This window comes from Streptomyces uncialis, from assembly GCF_001905345.1.
Lineage (GTDB): Bacteria > Actinomycetota > Actinomycetes > Streptomycetales > Streptomycetaceae > Streptomyces > Streptomyces uncialis.
In genome coordinates this window covers 359,348-379,239 of record NZ_LFBV01000004.1, presented here as the reverse complement: position 1 = coordinate 379,239, position 19,892 = coordinate 359,348, and the positions used below count along the sequence as shown (strand labels likewise).

The 19,892-nt window shown below is 72.0% G+C and carries 20 protein-coding genes and 1 pseudogene; 15 read left to right on the top strand and 6 right to left on the bottom strand.

The annotated features are described in order from the left end of the window. Positions 1 to 60: 60 nt before the first annotated feature. Positions 61 to 1,185, bottom strand: coding sequence for a ribosome small subunit-dependent GTPase A (gene rsgA, locus AB852_RS18740; protein WP_079184793.1), 1,125 nt, complete (start codon positions 1,183 to 1,185; stop codon positions 61 to 63). A gap of 400 nt (positions 1,186 to 1,585) precedes the next feature. Between rsgA and AB852_RS18735 the strand changes: the two genes are divergently transcribed. Continuing rightward, entirely contained in the window at positions 1,586 to 2,143 is a 558-nt protein-coding gene (locus tag AB852_RS18735) for a PASTA domain-containing protein (RefSeq protein ID WP_245876828.1), read from the top strand. 123 nt (positions 2,144 to 2,266) lie between these two features. On the opposite strand, the gene AB852_RS18730 is transcribed toward AB852_RS18735, so the two are convergent. Next, positions 2,267 to 3,640, bottom strand: coding sequence for a radical SAM protein (locus AB852_RS18730; RefSeq protein WP_073789780.1), 1,374 nt, complete (start codon positions 3,638 to 3,640; stop codon positions 2,267 to 2,269). 253 nt (positions 3,641 to 3,893) lie between these two features. Between AB852_RS18730 and AB852_RS18725 the strand changes: the two genes are divergently transcribed. Beyond that, positions 3,894 to 4,280 carry a VOC family protein gene (locus AB852_RS18725; RefSeq protein ID WP_079184749.1) on the top strand — a complete coding sequence of 129 codons (387 nt, stop codon included), beginning with the start codon at positions 3,894 to 3,896 and terminating at the stop codon, positions 4,278 to 4,280. Between the two features lie 16 nt (positions 4,281 to 4,296). On the opposite strand, the gene AB852_RS18720 is transcribed toward AB852_RS18725, so the two are convergent. The 3 genes and pseudogenes from AB852_RS18720 to AB852_RS18710 form a co-directional block, all read right to left on the bottom strand. Next, positions 4,297 to 4,992, bottom strand: a complete 696-nt coding sequence (locus AB852_RS18720) for a helix-turn-helix transcriptional regulator (protein WP_073789778.1) — start codon at positions 4,990 to 4,992, stop codon at positions 4,297 to 4,299. A gap of 11 nt (positions 4,993 to 5,003) precedes the next feature. Beyond that, complete coding sequence (locus AB852_RS18715) at positions 5,004 to 5,933, bottom strand: AraC family transcriptional regulator (RefSeq protein WP_073789776.1); 930 nt, start codon at positions 5,931 to 5,933, stop codon at positions 5,004 to 5,006. A gap of 537 nt (positions 5,934 to 6,470) precedes the next feature. Further along, positions 6,471 to 7,652, bottom strand: a pseudogene (locus tag AB852_RS18710) (YihY/virulence factor BrkB family protein); the annotation flags it as partial. A gap of 17 nt (positions 7,653 to 7,669) precedes the next feature. On the opposite strand from AB852_RS18710, the gene AB852_RS18705 reads away from it, so the two are divergent. Both AB852_RS18705 and AB852_RS18700 read left to right on the top strand, forming a co-directional pair. Continuing rightward, on the top strand, positions 7,670 to 9,322 hold the full coding sequence (locus tag AB852_RS18705; RefSeq protein ID WP_073789774.1) for an acyl-CoA dehydrogenase family protein: 1,653 nt from the start codon (positions 7,670 to 7,672) through the stop codon (positions 9,320 to 9,322). Positions 9,323 to 9,725: 403 nt separating this feature from the next. Further along, positions 9,726 to 11,000: a helix-turn-helix domain-containing protein gene (locus AB852_RS18700; RefSeq protein ID WP_245876827.1), complete on the top strand. Its 1,275-nt coding sequence runs from the start codon at positions 9,726 to 9,728 to the stop codon at positions 10,998 to 11,000. A gap of 46 nt (positions 11,001 to 11,046) precedes the next feature. Here the strand turns inward: AB852_RS18700 and AB852_RS18695 are convergent, their stop codons facing one another. Beyond that, positions 11,047 to 11,289, bottom strand: coding sequence for an ATP-binding protein (locus tag AB852_RS18695; protein WP_073789770.1), 243 nt, complete (start codon positions 11,287 to 11,289; stop codon positions 11,047 to 11,049). A 304-nt stretch (positions 11,290 to 11,593) separates the two neighbouring features. Between AB852_RS18695 and AB852_RS18690 the strand changes: the two genes are divergently transcribed. From AB852_RS18690 to AB852_RS18650, 11 genes are all read left to right on the top strand, one after another. After that, positions 11,594 to 11,776, top strand: coding sequence for a DUF397 domain-containing protein (locus AB852_RS18690; protein WP_073789768.1), 183 nt, complete (start codon positions 11,594 to 11,596; stop codon positions 11,774 to 11,776). Positions 11,777 to 11,892: 116 nt separating this feature from the next. Next, positions 11,893 to 12,462, top strand: a complete 570-nt coding sequence (locus tag AB852_RS18685) for a GNAT family N-acetyltransferase (RefSeq protein ID WP_073789766.1) — start codon at positions 11,893 to 11,895, stop codon at positions 12,460 to 12,462. Between the two features lie 150 nt (positions 12,463 to 12,612). Next, positions 12,613 to 12,696 (top strand): putative leader peptide, encoded by an 84-nt coding sequence (locus AB852_RS41650; protein WP_353961789.1) that lies wholly within the window; start codon positions 12,613 to 12,615, stop codon positions 12,694 to 12,696. 173 nt (positions 12,697 to 12,869) lie between these two features. Next, positions 12,870 to 14,579 carry a nitrite/sulfite reductase gene (locus tag AB852_RS18680; RefSeq protein ID WP_073789764.1) on the top strand — a complete coding sequence of 570 codons (1,710 nt, stop codon included), beginning with the start codon at positions 12,870 to 12,872 and terminating at the stop codon, positions 14,577 to 14,579. Continuing rightward, positions 14,576 to 14,755: a hypothetical protein gene (locus AB852_RS18675; protein ID WP_073789762.1), complete on the top strand. Its 180-nt coding sequence runs from the start codon at positions 14,576 to 14,578 to the stop codon at positions 14,753 to 14,755. Before AB852_RS18680 ends, AB852_RS18675 begins: the two co-directional genes overlap by 4 nt. Beyond that, on the top strand, positions 14,752 to 15,531 hold the full coding sequence (locus tag AB852_RS18670; RefSeq protein WP_079184747.1) for a phosphoadenylyl-sulfate reductase: 780 nt from the start codon (positions 14,752 to 14,754) through the stop codon (positions 15,529 to 15,531). Before AB852_RS18675 ends, AB852_RS18670 begins: the two co-directional genes overlap by 4 nt. Further along, positions 15,528 to 16,127 (top strand): adenylyl-sulfate kinase, encoded by a 600-nt coding sequence (gene cysC, locus AB852_RS18665; RefSeq protein ID WP_073789760.1) that lies wholly within the window; start codon positions 15,528 to 15,530, stop codon positions 16,125 to 16,127. The genes AB852_RS18670 and cysC overlap by 4 nt, the downstream gene beginning before the upstream one ends. Then, on the top strand, positions 16,124 to 17,113 hold the full coding sequence (gene cysD, locus AB852_RS18660) for a sulfate adenylyltransferase subunit CysD (protein WP_245876826.1): 990 nt from the start codon (positions 16,124 to 16,126) through the stop codon (positions 17,111 to 17,113). The genes cysC and cysD overlap by 4 nt, the downstream gene beginning before the upstream one ends. A gap of 2 nt (positions 17,114 to 17,115) precedes the next feature. Further along, the gene (locus AB852_RS18655; protein ID WP_073789758.1) at positions 17,116 to 18,474 is read left to right on the top strand and encodes a sulfate adenylyltransferase subunit 1; all 1,359 of its coding nucleotides are present in this window, start codon (positions 17,116 to 17,118) and stop codon (positions 18,472 to 18,474) included. A 2-nt stretch (positions 18,475 to 18,476) separates the two neighbouring features. Continuing rightward, a complete protein-coding gene (locus tag AB852_RS39845; RefSeq protein WP_178391046.1) occupies positions 18,477 to 18,644 on the top strand; it encodes a hypothetical protein in 168 nt (55 codons plus the stop codon). A 114-nt stretch (positions 18,645 to 18,758) separates the two neighbouring features. Then, on the top strand, positions 18,759 to 19,880 hold the full coding sequence (locus AB852_RS18650; RefSeq protein WP_073789756.1) for an aliphatic sulfonate ABC transporter substrate-binding protein: 1,122 nt from the start codon (positions 18,759 to 18,761) through the stop codon (positions 19,878 to 19,880). The last annotated feature ends 12 nt before the right edge of the window (positions 19,881 to 19,892 follow it).

Sequence of the window (19,892 nt, the reverse complement as noted above, 5' to 3'; positions counted from 1 at the left end):
TCCGCGGGCGAGCACCCGGGGCACGACGGCACGGGGCACGACGGCACGCGGCACGACGGCTCAGAGCCGGCCGCCCCGCTTGATCGCACCCGCCGCCCGCCCCTCGGCGTCCTTCCGCTTCCATTCGCGCCGCAGTTCCGCGCGGGCCCTGGCGTCGGACTTGGCGACGATCCGCTGGTTCTCCCGCATCAGCTTGCGGAAGCTCTCCAGGCGCCGTGCGGGGAGGGTGCCGTCCGCGACGGCCGCGGTGACCGCGCAGCCGGGTTCGGCCTCGTGGGCGCAGTCGTGGAAGCGGCAGTCGCGGGCCATCGCGTCGATCTCGGAGAAGACCTGTCCCACGCCGCTGCCCGCGTCGTAGAGTCCGACGCCGCGCAGTCCGGGGGTGTCGATGAGGACCCCGCCCCCGGGCAGCACGAGGAGGTTGCGGGTGGTCGTGGTGTGGCGGCCCTTGCCGTCCACGTCCCGGTTGTCCTGGACGGTCTGGACGTCCTCGCCGAGCAGCGCGTTGGCGAGGGTGGACTTCCCGGCGCCGGACTGTCCGAGCAGCACGCTCGTCCCTCCGGCGACCACCGCGGCGAGCACGTCGAGGCCCTCCGCGGACCGGGCGCTGACCGGCAGTACGGGCACCCCGGGCGCGCTGGTGCCCACGTCCTCCACGAGGTGGGACAGGGTCGTGGCGTCGGGGACGAGGTCGGCCTTGGTGAGGACGACGACGGGCTGGGCGCCGGACTCCCAGCCGAGCGCGAGGAAGCGTTCGATCCGGCCGAGGTCGAGTTCCACGGCGAGGGACACGGCGATGATCGCGTGGTCGACGTTGGCCGCGAGGATCTGCCCCTCGGACCGCTTGGAGGAGGTGGAGCGGACGAACGCGGAACGGCGCGGCAGATAGCTGCGGACATAGCGGGGGTCGCCGCCCTCGGGGTCGACGGCGGCCCAGTCACCGGTGCAGATGACCCGCAGCGGGTCGTGGGGGACGACGAAGGCGGTGTCGGGACGGACGAGTCCGTCCTCGGTCATGACGTCGCACTGTCCCCGGTCGACCCGGACGACCCGGCCGGGTACGAGCCCCCGCGCGGCGTGCGGGGCGAACGCGGCGGCCCAGTCGTCGTCCCAGCCGTAGACCGCGAGCGGATGCGGGGCGGGCAGCGACGGGACGGACGGGGAGTACGCAGAGCGCGCGGACAGCGCGGAAGAGGAAGGTACGGAGGATACGGAAGGCACAGCGGACAACGGAGTTGACCCTTCAGGGGTGTGGCTCCCGCCGCGCGCGAGGCGCGGGTCGCTGATGGAGAGAGTTCTCGCTGTCAGCCGGGAACCACGGAGGTGGCATACGTGGACTTCGGGTCGAGGGCAAGGCCCTTAGCGGCGACAGCCATGGTCGACACCTCCTGGATCACACTGCGCTGTGGTGCCGGCGGTCCGCCGGCACGGGAACGGGATCACCGTAGCGTCCGCACCCGGCGGCACGTCAACGGGTTTTCCGGGCCGGGCCGTCCATGGATCACGGGAGCGTCACTTCGCCCGTCCGGCGGGGTCCGGCCGCGCATCATGTCCGTGGGGACATCCATCACGTACAGGGGGAATCGTGCACCGATGTATCGTCGCGCTGCTGACCACCGGGCTGCTCACCACGGGGCTGGCCCTCGCCGGGTGCGGGAGTCCGCAGGAGGAGAAGGCGAAGCTGCCGGATCTGGCGGGCAAGGGGCTCCAGTCCGCGCAGGACCAGGCGAAGGAGGCCGGGTTCAGCCGTCTCACCTCGCACGACGCGCTGGGGCGCGGACGGCTCCAGGCACTCGACCGCAACTGGAAGGTGTGCGGCCAGAGTCCGGAGCCCGGGACGCATCCGAAGCGGACGAAGATCGATCTGGCGACGGTGAAGCTGGCGGAGAAGTGTCCGGCGAAGGACGGGGAGCTCCAGCGGACCCGGAGCACCCTGCTCGACTTCCGGGGCAAGTCGGTCCGGGCGGTACGGCAGTCCCTCGACAGTTCGGCGAGCGTCACCGTGAACGATCTGGGCGGGAAGGACCGTTCGGTGGTCGTGGAGTCCAACTGGAAGGTGTGCACGCAGAAACCGGCGCCGGGGACCGCGTACGCGGGTGAGCCGGTGACGCTCGGCGTGGTGAAGTTCGGCGAGCGCTGCTGAGGTCCGGCGAGCGCCGCCGAGGTCCGGCGAGCGCCGATCAGGTCCCGCGGGTCCCCGGCCGGTGCGCGGCCGGGGACCGTCATGGGTCGGGGGCCGGCGCGGTCGGCCGGGGACCCCGCCGGGTCAGTCGCGGGTGACGGCGACCGGTTCCTGCGGGGCGAGACTGTCCATGAACGAGCTGACGGAGAACACGGCGCGGCCGGGGCCCGCCGGACCGTAGCCGGGCGGGGAGGTCAGCCCGAACTCGTCCATCGTCGCGCGGTACGCCTCCAGCAGCCGGATGTGGTACTCGAGCGGCGCGCCCTGCGGGTTGGCCTTGCCGAGGGGGGTGGTCGGTTCGGGGCACCAGGTGGTGAACCGGGGGGTGATGCCGTGCGACATGAAGTAGCGCAGGCCCTCGGTGGTGGAGGCGATCGCCTCGTCCACGGTGGTGAAGCCGAAGGGCTCCGCCATCTCTACCCCGGCGACGAAGTTGGGGATGACGTTGCGGGCGCCGAACACGTCCGCCGAGTCGAGGACACGGCGGTGCCATTCGTCGCGGCCGACGTAACGTTCCTTCCCGGGGCAGTACAGCTGGAACAGCCTGCGGTCCCACACCTCGTAGTTGGGGTGGTAGATCTGCACGCCGTAGTCCTTGAAGCGCTGGACGTCGTCCTTGGGCAGCGCCTGGGCGACGACCTTGCCGATCCAGCGGCCGGGGAAGCGCTCCTCGATGGCCTTGGCGTAGTGGCCGTAGAAGTCGGCCTCGTCGCGCCCGGCGATCTTCGAGGTGACGGCGCCGCCGGTGAGGGTGTACGCGGTGGACGTCCTGGCGGTGTCGTACTTGTCGATGATCTCCAGGGCCTCCAGCACCTCGTCGACGTCCTTGACGCCGGTGTAGGGGCGGCCCGCGGCCTTCTGCTGGCGCCAGTTGTGGTTGATGTCGCAGTACTGGCACTCCTCCTTGGCGCCGAAGTACTGGCAGACCCGGAAGACCGTCAGATAGATGAGGTAGCCCCACTGGATGGTCGGGGCGACCTCCATCACGGACTTGCCGTTCGCGAGTTTGTGCCGGTAGTAGTCGGGCATCGGCGGCAGGCCCACATCGGCGATGCGGCGGCCGTCGAGGTACAGCCCGAGGACCCCGTCGTCACCGGCGGCGACCCGGTACGGGGACGCCGGGTTGACCCGGACCGAGACCACCGTACGGCGCAGGTCGTAGGGGCCGCCGGTGAGCACGATCTCCTCGGGCGGGCGGCGCAGCGCGGCGGCGCCCAGCTCGGGGAGGGTGCCGTGGTCGAAGGAGAAGATGAAGTACGACTTCGGTTTGACGTCGCCGGTGGCCTCGTTGCCGGTGTCGCTGAGGGCGGACTCGTCGAAGGCCATCCCGCCGCGCAGCAGGTCCTCCTTGAACACCGCCTCCCGGGGTACGTGCGGGAACCGTTCCAGCAGATCCTCGACCAGCGCGGTGCGTGGCACCGTGCCGTCCGCGGTGTCGGTGCTGTCGGTGGTACCCATCGTGTCTCCTCGCTCCCTGGCCGCGGACGGGTGCCGTGCACCGGGTCCGCGGCGCCGGTGCTCGCCGCTGTCCGTCTGCGTTCCGGTCCTCCACCGTATGCCCCCGCGCGCGGGGGACGGACCTGGGCCCGGGCCCAGGAGACCTACGACCTGCGACGTATCCCGTCCCGGTCGCGGCGGTCGCGGGGCCGACCGGGCGGCGCTGTCCGATTCGTTCAAGACCGGGGCGGCCGGAGGTGTCTACGCTCGCCCCATGAACGTACGATTCGATCTTGTCAGTGTCGTGGTCTCCGACATGGCGGCCTCCGTCGCCTTCTACCGCCGGCTCGGTCTGGCGTTCCCCGCCGGTTCCGAGACCGCTCCGCACGCGGAGGCCGAGCTGCCCGGGGGCCTGCGCTTCGCGCTCGACACGGAGGAGACCATCCGGTCCTTCCTGCCCGGGTTCACCACGCCGTCCGGTGACGGCCGGGTGGGTCTCGCGTTCCTCTGCGAGGACGGGGTGGACGCCGTCTACGAGGAGTTGCTCGCCGCGGGGTACCAGGGCGAGCACCCGCCGTGGGACGCGCCCTGGGGGCAGCGTTACGCGCTGGTCCTGGACCCGGACGGCAACTCGGTGGACCTGTTCGCGCCGCTGGGCTGACCGGGGGGCCGGTGGTTCAGGCGAGCAGACCGGTCAGCGGGGTGCCGGTGAGGGCGCGGGCCTCGCGGGCGAGGTGCGGCTGGTCGGCGTAGCCGCAGCGCACGGCGACCTCGGCGAGCGGCGCACCCGTCCGCGCGAGGTCCAGCGCCCGCTGGAAGCGCAGGACCCGGGCCAGGGTCTTGGGCCCGTAGCCGAACACGTCGAGGGAGAGCCGGTGCAGGGCCCGCGCCCCGATCCCGGCCCCGTCCGCGACGGCCGCGACGCTGTGTCCGGCCCGCAGTCCCGCGACGATCCGTCCGACGAGCGGGTCGGTGCCCGCCGAGCGACTCCACCCCTCCCCCGCGACGGCCTCCAGCTCGCGCACCGGGTCGTCGGACGCGTCCACCCGGCCGATGAGCGCGCGCACCAGCGGCCGGGGCCACAGCTCGGTGAGGTCGACCCGGCGGTCGCGCAGCACGCGGGCGGGCGTCCCGAGGACGGCCGGCGCGGTCCCGGGCGCGAAGCGGACGCCCACGACACGGCTCACGTCACCGCCGCCGCCGTGATGGGCGCGGGTGTCCGGTCCGGCGACGAAAAGACGCCCCTCGGTCCACAGCAGATCCATGCAGCCGTCGGGCAGCACCGGTGTCCGGCGCCCGCCCGCGCCGGGCGGCACGTCCCGGCTCCACACCACCGCCCCGGGCACCCGGGAGGCGCGTTCCACGTACCCCATGCGTACCAAGGCTACGGCGCCCGGTGCTCCTGCGGGCTCACCCCGTACACCCGCTTGAAGGCGCTGGACAGCGCGAACGCGCTGCCGTAGCCCACCTGGCGGGCTATCGCGCCGATGGTCAGTTCGGTGTCCCGCAGCAGATCGGCGCAGAGCGCGAGCCGCCAGCCGGTGAGGTACGCCATCGGGGGCTCACCGACGAGGTCCGTGAAGCGGCGGGCGAGGGCCGCCCGGGAGACCCCGGCCTTGGCGGCGAGCGAGGCGACGGTCCAGGGGTGCGCGGGATCGTCCTGGAGCAGCCGCAGGGCGCGTCCGACGACGGGGTCGGCCAGGGCGAGGTACCACGCGGGCGCCTCGGCCTCCGGGCGGGAGAACCAGGCCCGCAGCGCCTGGATGGCGATCAGGTCGAGCAGCCGGTCGAGGACGACGTCCTGGCCGGGTTCCTCACGGTCCATCTCCTGGGCGAGCAGCGGCAGCAGCGCGTGGTCCCAGCTCCCGGCGGTGAGGGTGAGCAGCGGGGGCAGCGCTTCGAGGAGACGTCCGCTGATCTCGCCGCGCAGCTGGTACGTCCCGATGAGCAGCGACACCGCCCCGTCGGCCCGTTCGCCCCAGTTGCGCGAACCCAGGTCGAGCGCGCCGCCGAGGAGTACGCCGTCGGGGGTCGCGCAGACCTCTCCGGGCAGGCAGTGGACGCGGGGCGCGGTCGCGGGGTCGTCGGCGCAGGTGTACGGGTCGGGGCCGCGGGCGATGGCGATGTCACCGGGGCCGATACGGACGGTGGCGCCGGACTCGGGGACGATGTACGCCTCGCCGCGGAGCATGACCATCAGGGACAGCGGCGCGCGGTCCTCGACCCGGACCGACCAGGGCGGGTCGAAGCAGGCGCGGATCAGGAAGGCGCCACGCGCGCGTGGGCCTTCCAGCAGACCGGCGAGGGCGTCCATGGCGGTCAGCGTAGCCGCGGCACCCCGGGCCCCGGAACCGGGTTCCCGCACCTGGGCCGACCGGTGCGGGACGGGTGCCGGTGCGGGTACTCGCGCGGGTGCGGGCGTGACCGGTCAGGGGCGGGGGTCGCCTCAAGGACGGTGGTCGCCTCAAGGACGGTGGTCGCCTCAAGGACGGTGGTCATCTCTGGGGCGGGGGTCGTCTCAGGGGCGGGGGTCGTCGCGGCGGTGGCGTCCCGCCGGGCTGCCGGGGGGACGGGCCGTGCCGCCGCCCCACACGTCCTCGCCGTTCTCGGTCTCGGTGACCCACCAGCCGCCCTGACCGCCCTGGACGGCGGCGCCCTCAGTACTCCCCGCGGGCCCGGGGCCGACCGCCCAGCCGTTGGCCACGCCCCTGCCGTTCGTCCCATTCAGGCCGTGGGCACCGCTCCCACCCTGGGCGCCGTTCATCTCGCGGGTGCCGTCGGCGGGCGGTGGCTTCCCGGGGCCGCCCTCGGCGGTGGGGTCCTCGTCGGGGCGGCCGGGGTCGGCGCCGCGGCGCAGATGGTGACGGAGCCGGGAGCCCACGTCCTCCGGCGGCAGGAACCTCGACCAGCGCTCGGGGAACTCGGACGGCATCCCGGGTTCGTCCGAGTAGTCGGCGTAGTCCGCGTCGTCGGAGAAGCCCGTCGGCGCGGGCTCGCCGAGGTCGGGGAAGACGGAGTACTCCTCGCCGCCGTGCCGTCGCCAGGCGGCGGCGCGGGCGACGTACTCCGCGATCTGCGCCTGCCGCGCCCGCTCCTGCGCGGCGCGGGCCGCGGCGGTGGCGACGGACGGCCAGACCCGGTCGATCGCGGCGTTCACCGCGGCGCCCACGAGGACCGCGAACGCGGAGACACCGATCCACAGCAGCACCGCGACGGGCGCGGCGAGCGAGCCGTAGATGGTGGGGCCCTCGACGGTGTTCGTCAGATAGATACGGAGCAGGAAGCTGCCGAGCACCCACATGGCGAGGGCGACGAGCGCGCCGGGCACGTCCTCGACCCAGGGCGAGCGGACGGGTACGGACACGTGGTAGAGCGTGGTCAGGAAGGCCACGGACAGCACGATGACGACCGGCCAGTAGAACACCTGGACGACCGTCGCGGACCAGGGCACCACCTTCACCACGGCGTCCGGCCCGGCGACCATCAGCGGCAGCGCCACCGAACCGATCAGCAGGGCCACCAGGAACAGCAGGAAGGACAGGAGCCGGGTCCTGACGATGCCCCGGGCGCCGTCGAGGCCGTACATGACGGTGATGGTGTCGATGAAGACGTTCACCGCGCGGGAGCCGGACCACAGGGCGAACAGGAACCCCAGCGAGATGATGTCGGGCCTGCCGCCCTTCATCACGTCCTCCAGGATGGGTTGGGCGATCTCGCTGACGCCCTTGTCCGAGAGGACCGTACGGGACGCCTCCAGGAGATTGGCCTCCACGCTGGCGATGGTGGAGGCGCCGGTCCAGGAGTCGACGTAGCCGAGCAGTCCGATGAGGCTCAGCAGCAGCGGCGGCACCGACAGCAGGGTGAAGAACGCGGCCTCCGCCGCGAGGCCGAGAATCCGGTACTCGATGCACGAGTTGACGGTGTCCTTGAGCAGCAACCAGGTGGTCCTGCGTTTGGAGACGTCCCGGTAGAGGGCTCGGGCCCGATGAAGACGACCGGCTGGCCGGTCAGGTGTTTCTTTTGCCTGCTGCACGTCCTTACCGTATCGGCATGGCAGCGAGCACCCACACAGTGACCAACCAGTCCCCGCCCCTGACGGGGTACGACGTTTTCGCCGCCGACCGGGCCCTGTCGGAGGCGGTGGCGCGGCATCTCGACCCGGTGCTCCTGCCGGTGGCGGCGGCCGAGTTGTCGGTGCTCGGGGAGGCCGCCGGGTCGGCGCAGGCGCAGGAGTGGGGTGCCCAGGCGAACGAGAACCCGCCGAAGCTGCGGACCCATGACCGCTACGGCCACCGGATCGACGAGGTCGACTTCCATCCGGCCTGGCACCGGGTGCTCGGCAAGGGGGTCGGGGCGGGGCTGACGGCCGCGTGGGCGACCCCGGGCGGGCATGTGCGGCGGGCGGCCGGATTCATGGTCTGGTCGCAGGTCGAGGCGGGGCACGGCTGCCCGCTGTCGATGACCCACGCGGCGGTGCCCGCGCTGCGCGCCGAGCCGGACCTGGCGGCCGAGTGGGAGCCCCGGCTGACCTCCCGGGTGTACGAGGCGGGGCTGCGTCCGGCGGCGTCGAAGGCGGGGGCGCTGCTCGGGATGGGGATGACCGAGAAGCAGGGCGGCAGTGACGTCCGGGGGAACTCGACGGTCGCGCGGGCGCTCGCCGCGGACGGCGAGTACGCGCTGACCGGTCACAAATGGTTCTGTTCGGCGCCGATGTCGGACGGATTCCTGGTGCTGGCGCGGGCGGCGGACGGGCTGACGTGCTTCCTGGTGCCGCGGGTGCTGGGGGACGGTTCACGGAACGTGTTCGCGATCCAGCGGCTCAAGGACAAGCTGGGCAACCGGTCGAACGCGTCCGCCGAGGTCGAGTTCGACGGGACCTGGGCGCGGCGGGTGGGGCCGGAGGGGCGCGGGGTGCGCACCCTCGTGGAGATGGTGGCGGCGACCCGGCTGGACTGCGTCCTCGGTTCGGCGGCGCTGATGCGGCAGGCGGTCGCGCAGGCGGTGCACCACGCGACGCACCGGGAGGCGTTCGGCGGGCCGCTGATCGACAAGCCGCTGATGCGCAATGTGCTGGCCGATCTGGCGCTGGAGTCGGAGGCGGCGACGACGCTGGCGCTGCGGCTGGCGGCGGCCTGCGACGCGGCGGAGGCGGCGGACGGCTCCGGGGAGTCGGAGCGGGCGTTCCTGCGGCTCGCGGTGCCCGTCGCCAAGTACTGGGTGACCAAGCGCTGCACCCCGCTGGTGGTGGAGGCGCTGGAGTGCCTGGGCGGCAACGGGTACGTGGAGGAGTCCGGGATGCCGAGGCTGCTGCGCGAGTCGCCGCTGAACTCCGTCTGGGAGGGCTCGGGCAATGTGCAGGCGCTGGACGTGCTGCGGGCGCTGCAACGCGAACCGTCGGCGCTCAACGCGTTCCTGGTGGAGGTGGGACGGGCGCGGGGCGCCGACCACCGGCTGGACCGGGCCGTGAGGGACCTGCTGACGGAGCTGGCGGACCTGAGCGGGCTGGAGGCGCGGGCGCGGCGGGTGGTGGAGCGGATGGCCCTGGTGCTGACCGGTTCGCTGCTGGTGCGGTTCGCACCGGCGGAGGTCGCGGACGCGTTCTGCTCCTCACGGCTGGGCGGCGATTGGGGCCACGCGTTCGGCACCCTCGCGCACACCCTGGACCTGAGGTCGGTGGTGGAGCGGGCCCGTCCCGTGGCGTAGGGGGAAGCGAGGGCGGGAGCGCCGGAAGAGGGGAGCGCCGGGAGGCGTGCGGGCCCGGTGGATTCGCGGCCCGGCGGGGTGCGGCTCCGGCGGGATCGCGCGTGGCCGACGGCCACGGGCCCGGCGGGTGCGCGGCCGGGTGGTACGTACGGTCGCGGGGGTGGTGCCGCGCCGACACGGCGCCACCCCCGCACCCGGCCCCGTGAACGGAGCGCGCGCCGAACGAGCGGCGCCGTGCTCAGCTTTGAACAACGTTCGACGGTCCGCCAGAGTTGCACAGGGTTGCAACGGAAGCGCACGGTCCGTGTGCCCGGACCATGTATGGGGGCACCATGGGTACGGGGGAGCCCGCTCCCGGATGGCGGTACGCGCGGGCGGTGCGTGAATCGGGGAGGCTTTTGTGATGCCGTCAGCCATGGACGTGGCCAGGCTCGCCGCCATGGACGCGGAGCGGGCGGCCGGACTGCTCAAGGAGATCCGGGCGGCGACCCTGGCGGGCCGGCGTGCCGGCCCGCCGCCGCGCGCGGTGATCAACGAGTCCTGGATACGGGCGGTGCGTGACGGTCTCGATCCGGAGCAGTGCTGTGTGGGCGATCTGCTGAGCCTGGAGGAGCTGGCCGAGCGGCGTCAGCGCTCACCGCTGGCCGAGGTGCTGCCCCTGGTGAGGGAGTCGCTCGCGCCGGTCACCGACGAGGCGCAGTCGATCATGGCGATCTGTGACGCGGAGGGCCGGGTGCTGTGGCGGGAGGGGCATCCGGCGGTGCTGCGGAAGGCGGATCTGCTCGGTTTCGAGCCGGGCGCCGACTGGAGCGAGCGGGCGGTCGGGACGAACGGGGTGGGGACGCCGCTGGTGATCCGGCGGCCGGTGCGGGTCCACTCCGCCGAGCACTTCGTCCGCGCGCAGCACCCCTGGACGTGCGCGGGCGCGCCGATCACCGATCCGCGGGACGGGCGGCTGCTCGGCGGGATCGATGTGAGCGGCCCGCACGAGACCCAGCATCCGGCGACGCAGGCCCTGGTGGCGTCCGTGGCGAAGCTGGCCGAGGCGTGGCTGAGGGAACGCCATCTGACCGGGCTGGACCGGCTGCGGTCGGTGGCGGCGCCGGTGCTGGCGCGGGTCGGCGGGCGGGCGCTCGCGGTGGACCGGGACGGCTGGACGGCCGGGGTGACGGGGATGCCGCCGGTGGACCGGGTGGCGCTGCCCCGGGGGCTCGCCCAGGGACGGGCGTGGCTGCCGTCGCTCGGTGACTGCCGGGTGGAGATGCTGCCCGGGGGGTGGCTGCTGCGGATCGAGGAGCCGCGTGAAGCGGCCGCTACGCGCGTCTTCCTGGATGTCTCCGGGACCCGGCGGTCGTTCGTGACGGTGTCCGGCGGGGCGGGCGACTGGACCCATGAACTGACTCCAAGGCACGCCGAGTTGCTGTACCTGCTCGCCGTGCACCGCCCCGGGCGCAGCGCCTCCGAACTGGCCGAGGCACTGTTCGGCGACCCGGGCCGCACGGTGACCGTCCGGGCCGAGGTGTCACGGATACGGAGGTATCTGGGCGGGCTGCTGGAGCACCGGCCGTACCGGTTCCGGGAGGACGCGGTGGTGGAGGTCGCCCGCCCGGAGCGGGGGTGCGACCTGCTCCCCCACTCGTCGGCCCCGTCGATCCGGGGCGGGCCGGAGGCGGGGTGACGGCTGCCACGTCCGCCATCGGCGCGGATACGGCACACGGCCACCGTCATCGCCGCACCTCCGCCCAGACGGCCTTGCCCAGCGGCCTCGCGTCGACACCCCACCGGGCCGACAGCACGTCGAGCAGGAGGAGGCCGCGCCCATGGGTCCCCGGTGCGGCGTTCCGGCGGCGCCGTGGACGGCGTCGCGAGTGATCCATCACCTCCACCCGCGTCCGGGACTCGTCGGCGTCGATGACGACGTGTACGGCGTCCCCCGGACGGGACCCGTACCGCACGGCGTTGGTCACCAGCTCGCGGCAGCAGCAGGGCGGGTGCGTTACCGGTGCCGGCCCGTGGTCGTTGCCATTGCTGGATCATGTGTCCCTTTCGAGCGGGTGCCACGCCATGCCCGGCACGCCGCTTCACGCGTCGACACAGGCCCTCTTCTCGCGGCCGGCGCCACCTACCCTGCTGGGGCGCTGGGGGGTACCACGACAAGATGGCCGAGTCATCACAGTACGAGCGCGCGTTCGCGGGTATCTGGTCAGTGGCACTCGACGAGGACGCGACACTCCGCGTCCTCGCGGACGGAGCAAGGAGATACAGGGAGTCATGAGTCAGGAATGGGTGAAGTCGTCGTACAGCAGCGGGCAGGCCAACTGCGTTGAGGTACGCCTCGGGGAGTCGGTGGCCCAGCGGGACAGCAAGCAGGCGGCAGGACCGGTGATCACCCACACCCGTGAGGGGTGGCGGACGTTCGTGACGAGCCTGCGTCGCGGCGACCTCGCCTCGTAACGGCGGTGCGGCCAGACCTCGAAACGCCCCCAGCGCGGCCGTAGCCGCACCGGGGGCGTACTCCATGGACGCGAGGGCCCTGTGACCTGCCCGGACGGGCTCCGTACCCTTGCCCCATGAGCATCTCCGTGACCACGTGGTCCCTGGAACAGACCGCCCCGGGGGACCTGATCCCGGCGAAGGAGCCCGACGGCGACGTCCGGATCGTCCGCGCCGAGGTCCCGTCCCCGGAATTCAGCCGTTTCCTGTACACCGCCGTGGGTGGTGACATCCGCTGGACGGACCTGCTGCCCCGGACGTACGCCGAGTGGCTGCGGCATCTGGAGCGGCCGGGCACGGAGACGTGGGTCGCCTACGAGCGGGGCACCCCGGCGGGGTACGTGGAGCTCCAGTCCCAGGAACACGGTTCGGTGGAGATCGTGTACTTCGGCTTGATCCCGGCGTTCCGGGGCCGCAGGATCGGGGGTCATCTGCTGACGTACGGCACGGCCCGCGCCTGGGATCTGGCGGACCGCTGGCCCGGTCTGCCCCCGACCGACCGGGTCTGGCTGCACACCTGCAGCAAGGACGGGGAGCACGCCCTGGGCAACTACCAGCGGCGGGGCTTCCGGCTCTTCGACACCCGCGTCGAGGAGGAGCGGGACGTGGCGACGCCGGGTCCCTGGCCGGCCGCCGGACCGTACTGACCTGCGAGGACGCCGAACGACCCCGCGGGGCGCGCCCTGGCGCCCCGCGCCGTGTGACCCACACCACCCCCGTCTCACGATGCGGGACCAGGGTGTCCACATCTCGGATAACGCTGGACCGGCCCGACAACCCCGTGCCACGCTTCCGCCATGCCTTCCGCTGGAATCCCCTTGGTGAGTCGACGTCATGTCGACCTCGGCCGCGTGTCCAGCGCCATCTGTCCGGCGCGCTGACCGCTCTCCGCAAGCCGTCGCACAGCCGTCCCCCCACCCGCAGCACCTCACGTCACCGCTGACGTCTTCCTCGAACGCAACTGCGCAGCGCAGCGCACGGATGCACACATCCGTGCCCTTCCCGTATGCGCAGGCAAGAGCCGCATTCCTGCCTGTCCGAAGGACGTATACCCATGGTCTCCACGGCCTCGACGCCGCCGCAGAAGCCCGCCGCAGCCGCGCCCCGCCGCAAGGTGAGCCGTCACCGCGGTGAGGGCCAGTGGGCCAAGGGGCACTACACCCCGCTGAACGGCAACGAGCAGTTCAAGAAGGACGACGACGGTCTCAATGTGCGGACCCGCATCGAGACGATCTACTCCAAGGCCGGTTTCGACTCGATCGACCCCAACGACCTCCGGGGACGCATGCGTTGGTGGGGTCTGTACACCCAGCGCAAGCCCGGGATCGACGGCGGCAAGACCGCGATCCTGGAGCCCGAGGAGCTGGACGACAAGTACTTCATGATGCGCGTGCGCATCGACGGCGGACGGCTCAGCACCCAGCAGCTGCGGGTGATCGGAGAGATCTCCCAGGAGTTCGCGCGCGGCACCGCAGACCTCACCGACCGGCAGAACGTCCAGTACCACTGGATCCGGATCGAGGACGTCCCGGAGATCTGGCGGCGGCTGGAAGCGGTCGGCCTGTCCAGCACCGAGGCGTGCGGCGACACCCCCCGGGTGATCCTCGGTTCGCCCGTCGCGGGCATCGCCGAGGAGGAGATCATCGACGGCACCCCCGCCATCGAGGAGATCTACCGCCGGATCGTGGGCAACAAGGACTTCTCCAACCTGCCCCGCAAGTTCAAGTCCGCGGTCTCCGGCTCACCGCTGCTCGACGTGGCGCACGAGATCAACGACATCGCCTTCGTCGGGGTCGAACACCCCGAGCTGGGACCCGGCTTCGACGTCTGGGTCGGCGGCGGGCTGTCCACCAACCCCAAGCTCGGTGTCCGGCTGGGCACCTGGGTGTCCCTGGACGATGTCCCGGACGTCTACGAGGGCGTCATCTCGATCTTCCGCGACCACGGCTTCCGCCGGCTGCGGACCCGCGCCCGGCTGAAGTTCCTCGTGGCCGACTGGGGCGCGGAGAAGTTCCGCCAGGTCCTGGAGGACGAGTACCTGCTGCGCAAGCTGCACGACGGGCCCGCGCCCGAGCAGCCCGTGGAGCGCTGGCGCGACCATGTCGGCGTCCACCGCCAGAAGGACGGCCGCTACTACATCGGTTTCGCGCCGCGCGTCGGCCGGGTGGACGGCACGATCCTCACCAAGATCGCCCAACTCGCCGAGGACCACGGCTCGGGACGGCTGCGGACCACCGCCGAGCAGAAGATGATCGTCCTCGACATCACGGAGGACCGGGTCGACTCGGTGGTCGCCGCGCTCGAAGCGCTGGACCTGCGGGTCACCCCGTCCCCGTTCCGCCGCGGCACCATGGCGTGCACGGGCATCGAGTACTGCAAGCTCGCCATCGTCGAGACCAAGGCGCGTGCCGCGTCCCTCATCGACGAGCTGGAGCGCAGACTGCCCGAGTTCGAGGAGCCGCTGACCATCAACCTCAACGGCTGCCCCAACGCCTGTGCCCGTATCCAGGTGGCGGACATCGGTCTCAAGGGACAGCTCGTCCTGGACGACGACGGAAACCAGGTCGAGGGCTACCAGGTGCACCTCGGCGGCGCGCTCGGTCTGGAGGCCGGGTTCGGCCGCAAGGTGCGCGGGCTCAAGGTCACCTCCAGCGAACTTCCCGACTATGTCGAGCGTGTGGTGCGACGGTTCGAGGCGGAGCGCGAGGACGGCGAGCGGTTCGCCACCTGGGTGACCCGTGCCTCCGAGGAGGCACTGTCATGAGCGAGCGCGCGGCACCCTTCCACTGCCCCTACTGCGGCGACGAGGACCTGCGTCCCAACGAGCAGGGCCACGGCGCCTGGGAATGCGCGGCGTGCAGCCGCGCCTTTCAGTTGAAGTTCCTCGGGTTGCTCTCCCGGGGACTTCGACGGCAGGACAGCGGAGGGGACGAGATATGACAGCCACTCAGACCTCGGATCAGCGCGACACGGAAGGCCACCATCCGGACGGCCACCGCACCGGAGGACCGGCCGGTCCGCCCACCGGCCGCGACGCCGAACTGAAGGCCCTCGCCGAGCGGGCCGGACGCGAACTGGAGGACGCCCCCGCGCTCGACGTCCTCACCTGGGCCACCACCACCTTCGGCCCCCGGTTCTGCGTCACCTCCTCGATGGAGGACGCGGTCGTCGCCCATCTCGCCGCCCGCGCCATGCCCGGTGTGGACGTCGTCTTCCTCGACACCGGCTACCACTTCCCCGAGACCATCGGCACCCGGGACGCGGTCGAGGTCGTGATGGACGTCAACCTCATCACCCTCACCCCCCGCCGCACCGTCGCCGAACAGGACGCCGAGCACGGCCCGCGGCTGCACGACCGCGACCCGGACCTCTGCTGCGCGCTGCGCAAGGTCAAGCCGCTGGAGGAGGGCCTGACCCACTACGACGCGTGGGCGACGGGACTGCGCCGCGACGAGTCCCCGACCCGGGCGAACACCCCGGTCGTCGGCTGGGACGCCAAGCGCCGCAAGGTGAAGGTCTCCCCCATCGCCCGCTGGACGCAGGACGACGTGGACCGGTACGTGACCGAGCACGGCGTGCTCACCAACCCCCTGCTCATGGACGGCTACGCCTCCGTCGGCTGCGCGCCCTGCACCCGCCGGGTCCAGGCGGGCGAGGACGCCCGTACGGGCCGCTGGGCGGGCCGCGCCAAGACCGAGTGCGGGCTGCACGGATGACCGCCCCCACCCAGGGCGCCCCCACCCCCCAGGAGGAGAACCACAGTGCCGAGGAGAACGACGTGACGGGAGCCACCGTCTGGCTCACGGGCCTGCCCAGCGCGGGCAAGACCACGATCGCGTACGCGCTGGCCGACCGGCTGCGCGCCGCGGGCCGCCGGGTCGAGGTGCTCGACGGTGACGAGATCCGTGAGTTCCTCTCCGCGGGCCTCGGCTTCAGCCGCGAGGACCGGCACACCAACGTCCAGCGCATCGCCTTCGTCGCCGAACTCCTCGCCTCCCACGGCGTGCTCGCGCTGGTGCCGGTGATCGCGCCGTACGCCGACAGCCGGGACGCCGTACGCAAGCGGCACCAGGCGGCGGGCACCACCTATGTCGAGGTGCATGTGGCCACCCCCGTGGACGTGTGCTCCGTACGTGATGTGAAGGGCCTGTACGCCAAGCAGGCGGCGGGCGAGATCTCCGGACTGACCGGGGTGGACGACCCGTACGAGGAGCCCGAGGCGCCCGATCTGCGGATCGAGTCGCAGGACCAGACCGTGCAGGAGTCCGCGGCGGCGCTGCACGCGCTGCTCACCGAGAGGGGTCTGGCATGACACCGACCGCGACCACGGCCCGCGGCGAGCACGGCAGCCACGGCGAGCACGGCGGCCACCGCGCACCGGCGCCGGCGCAGACACGGAGCCCGTACGCGCTGTCGCACCTGGACGCGCTGGAGTCCGAGGCCGTCCATATCTTCCGCGAGGTGGCGGGCGAGTTCGAACGGCCGGTGATCCTGTTCTCCGGCGGCAAGGACTCCATCGTCATGCTGCATCTGGCGCTGAAGGCGTTCGCCCCCGCGGCGGTGCCGTTCACGCTGCTGCACGTCGACACCGGGCACAACTTCCCCGAGGTCCTCGACTACCGCGACCGGACGGTGGCCCGGCACGGGCTGCGGCTGCACATCGCGTCCGTGCAGGACTACATCGACCGCGGTGTGCTGCGCGAACGCCCGGACGGCACCCGCAACCCCCTCCAGACCGTGCCGCTGACCGAGGCCATCCAGCAGCACCGCTTCGACGCCGTGTTCGGCGGCGGACGGCGCGACGAGGAGAAGGCCCGCGCCAAGGAGCGGGTGTTCTCGCTGCGCGACGAGTTCTCCCAGTGGGACCCGCGCCGTCAGCGCCCCGAGCTGTGGCAGCTCTACAACGGCCGGCACGCGCCCGGTGAGCACGTCCGGGTGTTCCCGCTGTCCAACTGGACCGAGCTGGACGTGTGGCAGTACATCGCCCGGGAGTCGATCGAGCTGCCGCGGATCTACTTCGCCCACGAGCGCGAGGTGTTCCAGCGCTCCGGTATGTGGCTGACCCCCGGCGAATGGGGCGGCCCGAAGGACGGCGAACCGCTGGAGCGCCGGCTGGTGCGCTACCGCACCGTCGGGGACATGTCCTGCACCGGAGCCGTCGACTCGGACGCGGTCACGCTCGACGCCGTGATCACGGAGATCGCCGCGTCCCGGCTCACCGAGCGGGGTGCCACCCGCGCCGACGACAAGATGTCCGAGGCCGCGATGGAAGACCGCAAGCGCGAGGGGTACTTCTAGCCATGACGAACAGCACTGCCACCACGGACCCGTTCGCCGGTCTCGCGGCGACGACCCTGCTGCGCTTCGCGACCGCCGGTTCCGTGGACGACGGCAAGTCGACGCTGGTGGGACGGCTGCTGCACGACTCCAAGTCGGTCCTCACCGACCAGCTGGAGGCCGTCGCGCACGCCTCCCTCAGCCGTGGCCAGGAGACCCCCGACCTGGCGCTGCTCACCGACGGCCTGCGCGCCGAACGGGAGCAGGGCATCACCATCGACGTGGCGTACCGCTACTTCGCGACCCCGCGCAGACGGTTCATCCTCGCGGACACCCCGGGCCATGTGCAGTACACCCGGAACATGGTCACCGGCGCGTCCACCGCCGAGCTGACGGTGATCCTGGTGGACGCCCGCAACGGCGTGGTCGAGCAGACCCGGCGGCACGCGGCCATCGCGGCCCTGCTGCGGGTGCCGCACGTCGTCCTCGCGGTCAACAAGATGGACCTGGTGGACTTCGCCGAGCCCGTCTTCGCGGACATCGCGGAGGAGTTCACCGCGTACGCCACCGAGCTGGGCGTGCCCGAGGTGACCGCGATCCCGATCTCGGCGCTCACCGGGGACAACGTCGTGGACCCGTCGGCGCGGATGGACTGGTACGGCGGCCCCACGGTGCTGGAGCACCTGGAGACGGTCCCCGTCAGCCATGACCTGGCCGAGTGCCACGCGCGGCTGCCGGTGCAGTACGTGATCCGGCCGCAGACCGCCGAGCACCCCGACTACCGGGGGTACGCCGGGCAGATCGCCGCCGGGACGTTCCGGGTCGGCGAGGAGGTCATGGTCCTTCCGTCGGGCCGCACCTCCACGGTCACCGGGATCGATCTGCTGGGCGTACCGGTGGACGTGGCGTGGACCCCGCAGTCGGTGACGCTGCTGCTGGCGGACGACATCGACATCTCCCGCGGTGACCTCGTCGTCCCGGCGCGGGACGCGCCGTCGACCACCCGGGACATCGAGGCGACGGTCTGCCATGTCGCGGACATACCGCTCACCGTGGGGCAGCGGGTGCTGCTGAAGCACACGACCCGCACGGTCAAGGCGATCGTCCAGGAGATCCCGTCCCGGCTCACGCTGGACGATCTCTCGCAGGCCAGGAACCCGGAGCGGCTGGTCGCCAACGACATCGGCCGGGTCCGGGTCCGCACCGCCGAACCGCTCGCGCTCGACGCGTACGCGGAGTCACGGCGCACCGGGTCGTTCCTCCTGATCGACCCGGCGGACGGTACGACACTCGCCGCCGGAATGGCGGGCGAGTCGTTCGCGGCGACCGGGGCGGCCACGGCCACCGGCACGACGGACGACGAGGAGGGGTGGGACTTCTAGCGATGAGCACGCAGGGGGAGCAGGGGGAGGTGACCGGCAGGATGAACGACACCACGACCACGACCGTGGGTCTGTTCTCCGTCTTCGCGACCTTCGCGAAGGAGGGGGGCCGCGTCGGCAGCGGCGCACTGGGCAGTGGGCAGGGCGGTGTGGGGCGATGTGCGCGATGACGTACGCGCACCGCTTGCGCGCCCTCACCCCCCACCCGCCGTGCCGAAAACCCGCCGAATTCCCGGCCACGACTTGAGTACGTGAGCGCCGGGCCGACGAGAGGACCACCTCCCGTGCCTGCCACCTTCCGATCCACCGCCCTGCGCCGCCACCTGGCCGTCGCGGCGGCCCTGCCGCTCCTCGCGATCACCGCGACCGCCTGCGGCTACGGCTCCGAGGCCGACGAGGACACGGCCGACAAGGCCGCCCCGGCCGCGAACGCCAAGAAGCTCTCCGCCGACACGGTGAAGATCGGATACTTTCCCAACCTCACCCACGCCACCGCGCTGATCGGTGACCACAGAGGGCTCTTCCAGAAGGAACTCGGCGGCACGAAGGTGTCGTACTCGCAGTTCAACGCCGGACCGTCGGAGATCGAGGCGCTGAACTCGGGCTCCATAGACATCGGCTGGATCGGCCCCTCCCCCGCGATCAACGGCTACACCAAGTCCAACGGTGAGAACCTGCGCATCGTCGGCGGTTCGGCATCCGGCGGGGTGAAGCTCGTCGTCAACCCGAAGAAGATCAAGACGGTCGACGACGTCAAGGGCAAGAACATCGCCACCCCGCAGCTCGGCAACACCCAGGACGTGGCCCTGCTCAACTGGGCCGCCGAAAAGGGCTGGAAGATCGACGCGCAGAGCGGCAAGGGCGATGTCAACGTCGTCCGCACCGACAACAAGATCACCCCGGACGCCTACAAGGCGGGGTCCGTCGACGGTGCCTGGGTGCCGGAGCCGACCGCGTCCCGTCTGGTGGCCCTCGGCGGGAAGGTCCTGCTCAACGAGGCCGACCTGTGGCCGGACAAGAAGTTCGTGATCACGCATGTGATCGTGTCGCAGAAGTTCCTCAAGTCCCACCCGGACGTGGTCGAGGCGGTGCTGCGCGGCACGGTGAAGACCAACGCGTGGATCAACGCCAACCCGGACGAGGCCAAGAAGGCCGCCAACGACAAGCTGAAGGCCCTGTCCGGCAAGCCGCTGCCCGCGGACGTCCTCGACAGCGCCTGGCCGTCGATCGAGTTCATCGACGACCCGCTGGCGTCGACCCTGAAGACCGGGGCGGACTACGCGGTGAAGGCGGGTCTGCTGGAGGACCCGGACCTGGACGGCATCTACGACCTGTCGACCCTGAACAAGGTCCTGAAGGCCGAGGGCAAGCCCGCGGTCGAAGACGCCGGGCTCGGCGTCAAGTAGCGGTTCCCCGAC

Excerpts from the sequence above, each read along its gene's own strand:
- AB852_RS18730 (WP_073789780.1), bottom strand. The coding sequence starts at position 3,640 with ATGGGTACCACCGACAGCACCGACACCGCGGACGGCACGGTGCCACGC.
- AB852_RS18725 (WP_079184749.1), top strand. The coding sequence starts at position 3,894 with ATGAACGTACGATTCGATCTTGTCAGTGTCGTGGTCTCCGACATGGCG.
- AB852_RS18720 (WP_073789778.1), bottom strand. The coding sequence starts at position 4,992 with ATGGGGTACGTGGAACGCGCCTCCCGGGTGCCCGGGGCGGTGGTGTGG.
- AB852_RS18715 (WP_073789776.1), bottom strand. The coding sequence starts at position 5,933 with ATGGACGCCCTCGCCGGTCTGCTGGAAGGCCCACGCGCGCGTGGCGCC.
- AB852_RS18705 (WP_073789774.1), top strand. The coding sequence starts at position 7,670 with ATGGCAGCGAGCACCCACACAGTGACCAACCAGTCCCCGCCCCTGACG.
- AB852_RS18700 (WP_245876827.1), top strand. The coding sequence starts at position 9,726 with ATGCCGTCAGCCATGGACGTGGCCAGGCTCGCCGCCATGGACGCGGAG.
- AB852_RS18690 (WP_073789768.1), top strand. The coding sequence starts at position 11,594 with ATGAGTCAGGAATGGGTGAAGTCGTCGTACAGCAGCGGGCAGGCCAAC.
- AB852_RS18685 (WP_073789766.1), top strand. The coding sequence starts at position 11,893 with ATGAGCATCTCCGTGACCACGTGGTCCCTGGAACAGACCGCCCCGGGG.
- AB852_RS41650 (WP_353961789.1), top strand. The coding sequence starts at position 12,613 with ATGCCTTCCGCTGGAATCCCCTTGGTGAGTCGACGTCATGTCGACCTC.
- AB852_RS18680 (WP_073789764.1), top strand. The coding sequence starts at position 12,870 with ATGGTCTCCACGGCCTCGACGCCGCCGCAGAAGCCCGCCGCAGCCGCG.
- AB852_RS18675 (WP_073789762.1), top strand. The coding sequence starts at position 14,576 with ATGAGCGAGCGCGCGGCACCCTTCCACTGCCCCTACTGCGGCGACGAG.
- AB852_RS18670 (WP_079184747.1), top strand. The coding sequence starts at position 14,752 with ATGACAGCCACTCAGACCTCGGATCAGCGCGACACGGAAGGCCACCAT.
- cysC (WP_073789760.1), top strand. The coding sequence starts at position 15,528 with ATGACCGCCCCCACCCAGGGCGCCCCCACCCCCCAGGAGGAGAACCAC.
- cysD (WP_245876826.1), top strand. The coding sequence starts at position 16,124 with ATGACACCGACCGCGACCACGGCCCGCGGCGAGCACGGCAGCCACGGC.
- AB852_RS18655 (WP_073789758.1), top strand. The coding sequence starts at position 17,116 with ATGACGAACAGCACTGCCACCACGGACCCGTTCGCCGGTCTCGCGGCG.
- AB852_RS39845 (WP_178391046.1), top strand. The coding sequence starts at position 18,477 with ATGAGCACGCAGGGGGAGCAGGGGGAGGTGACCGGCAGGATGAACGAC.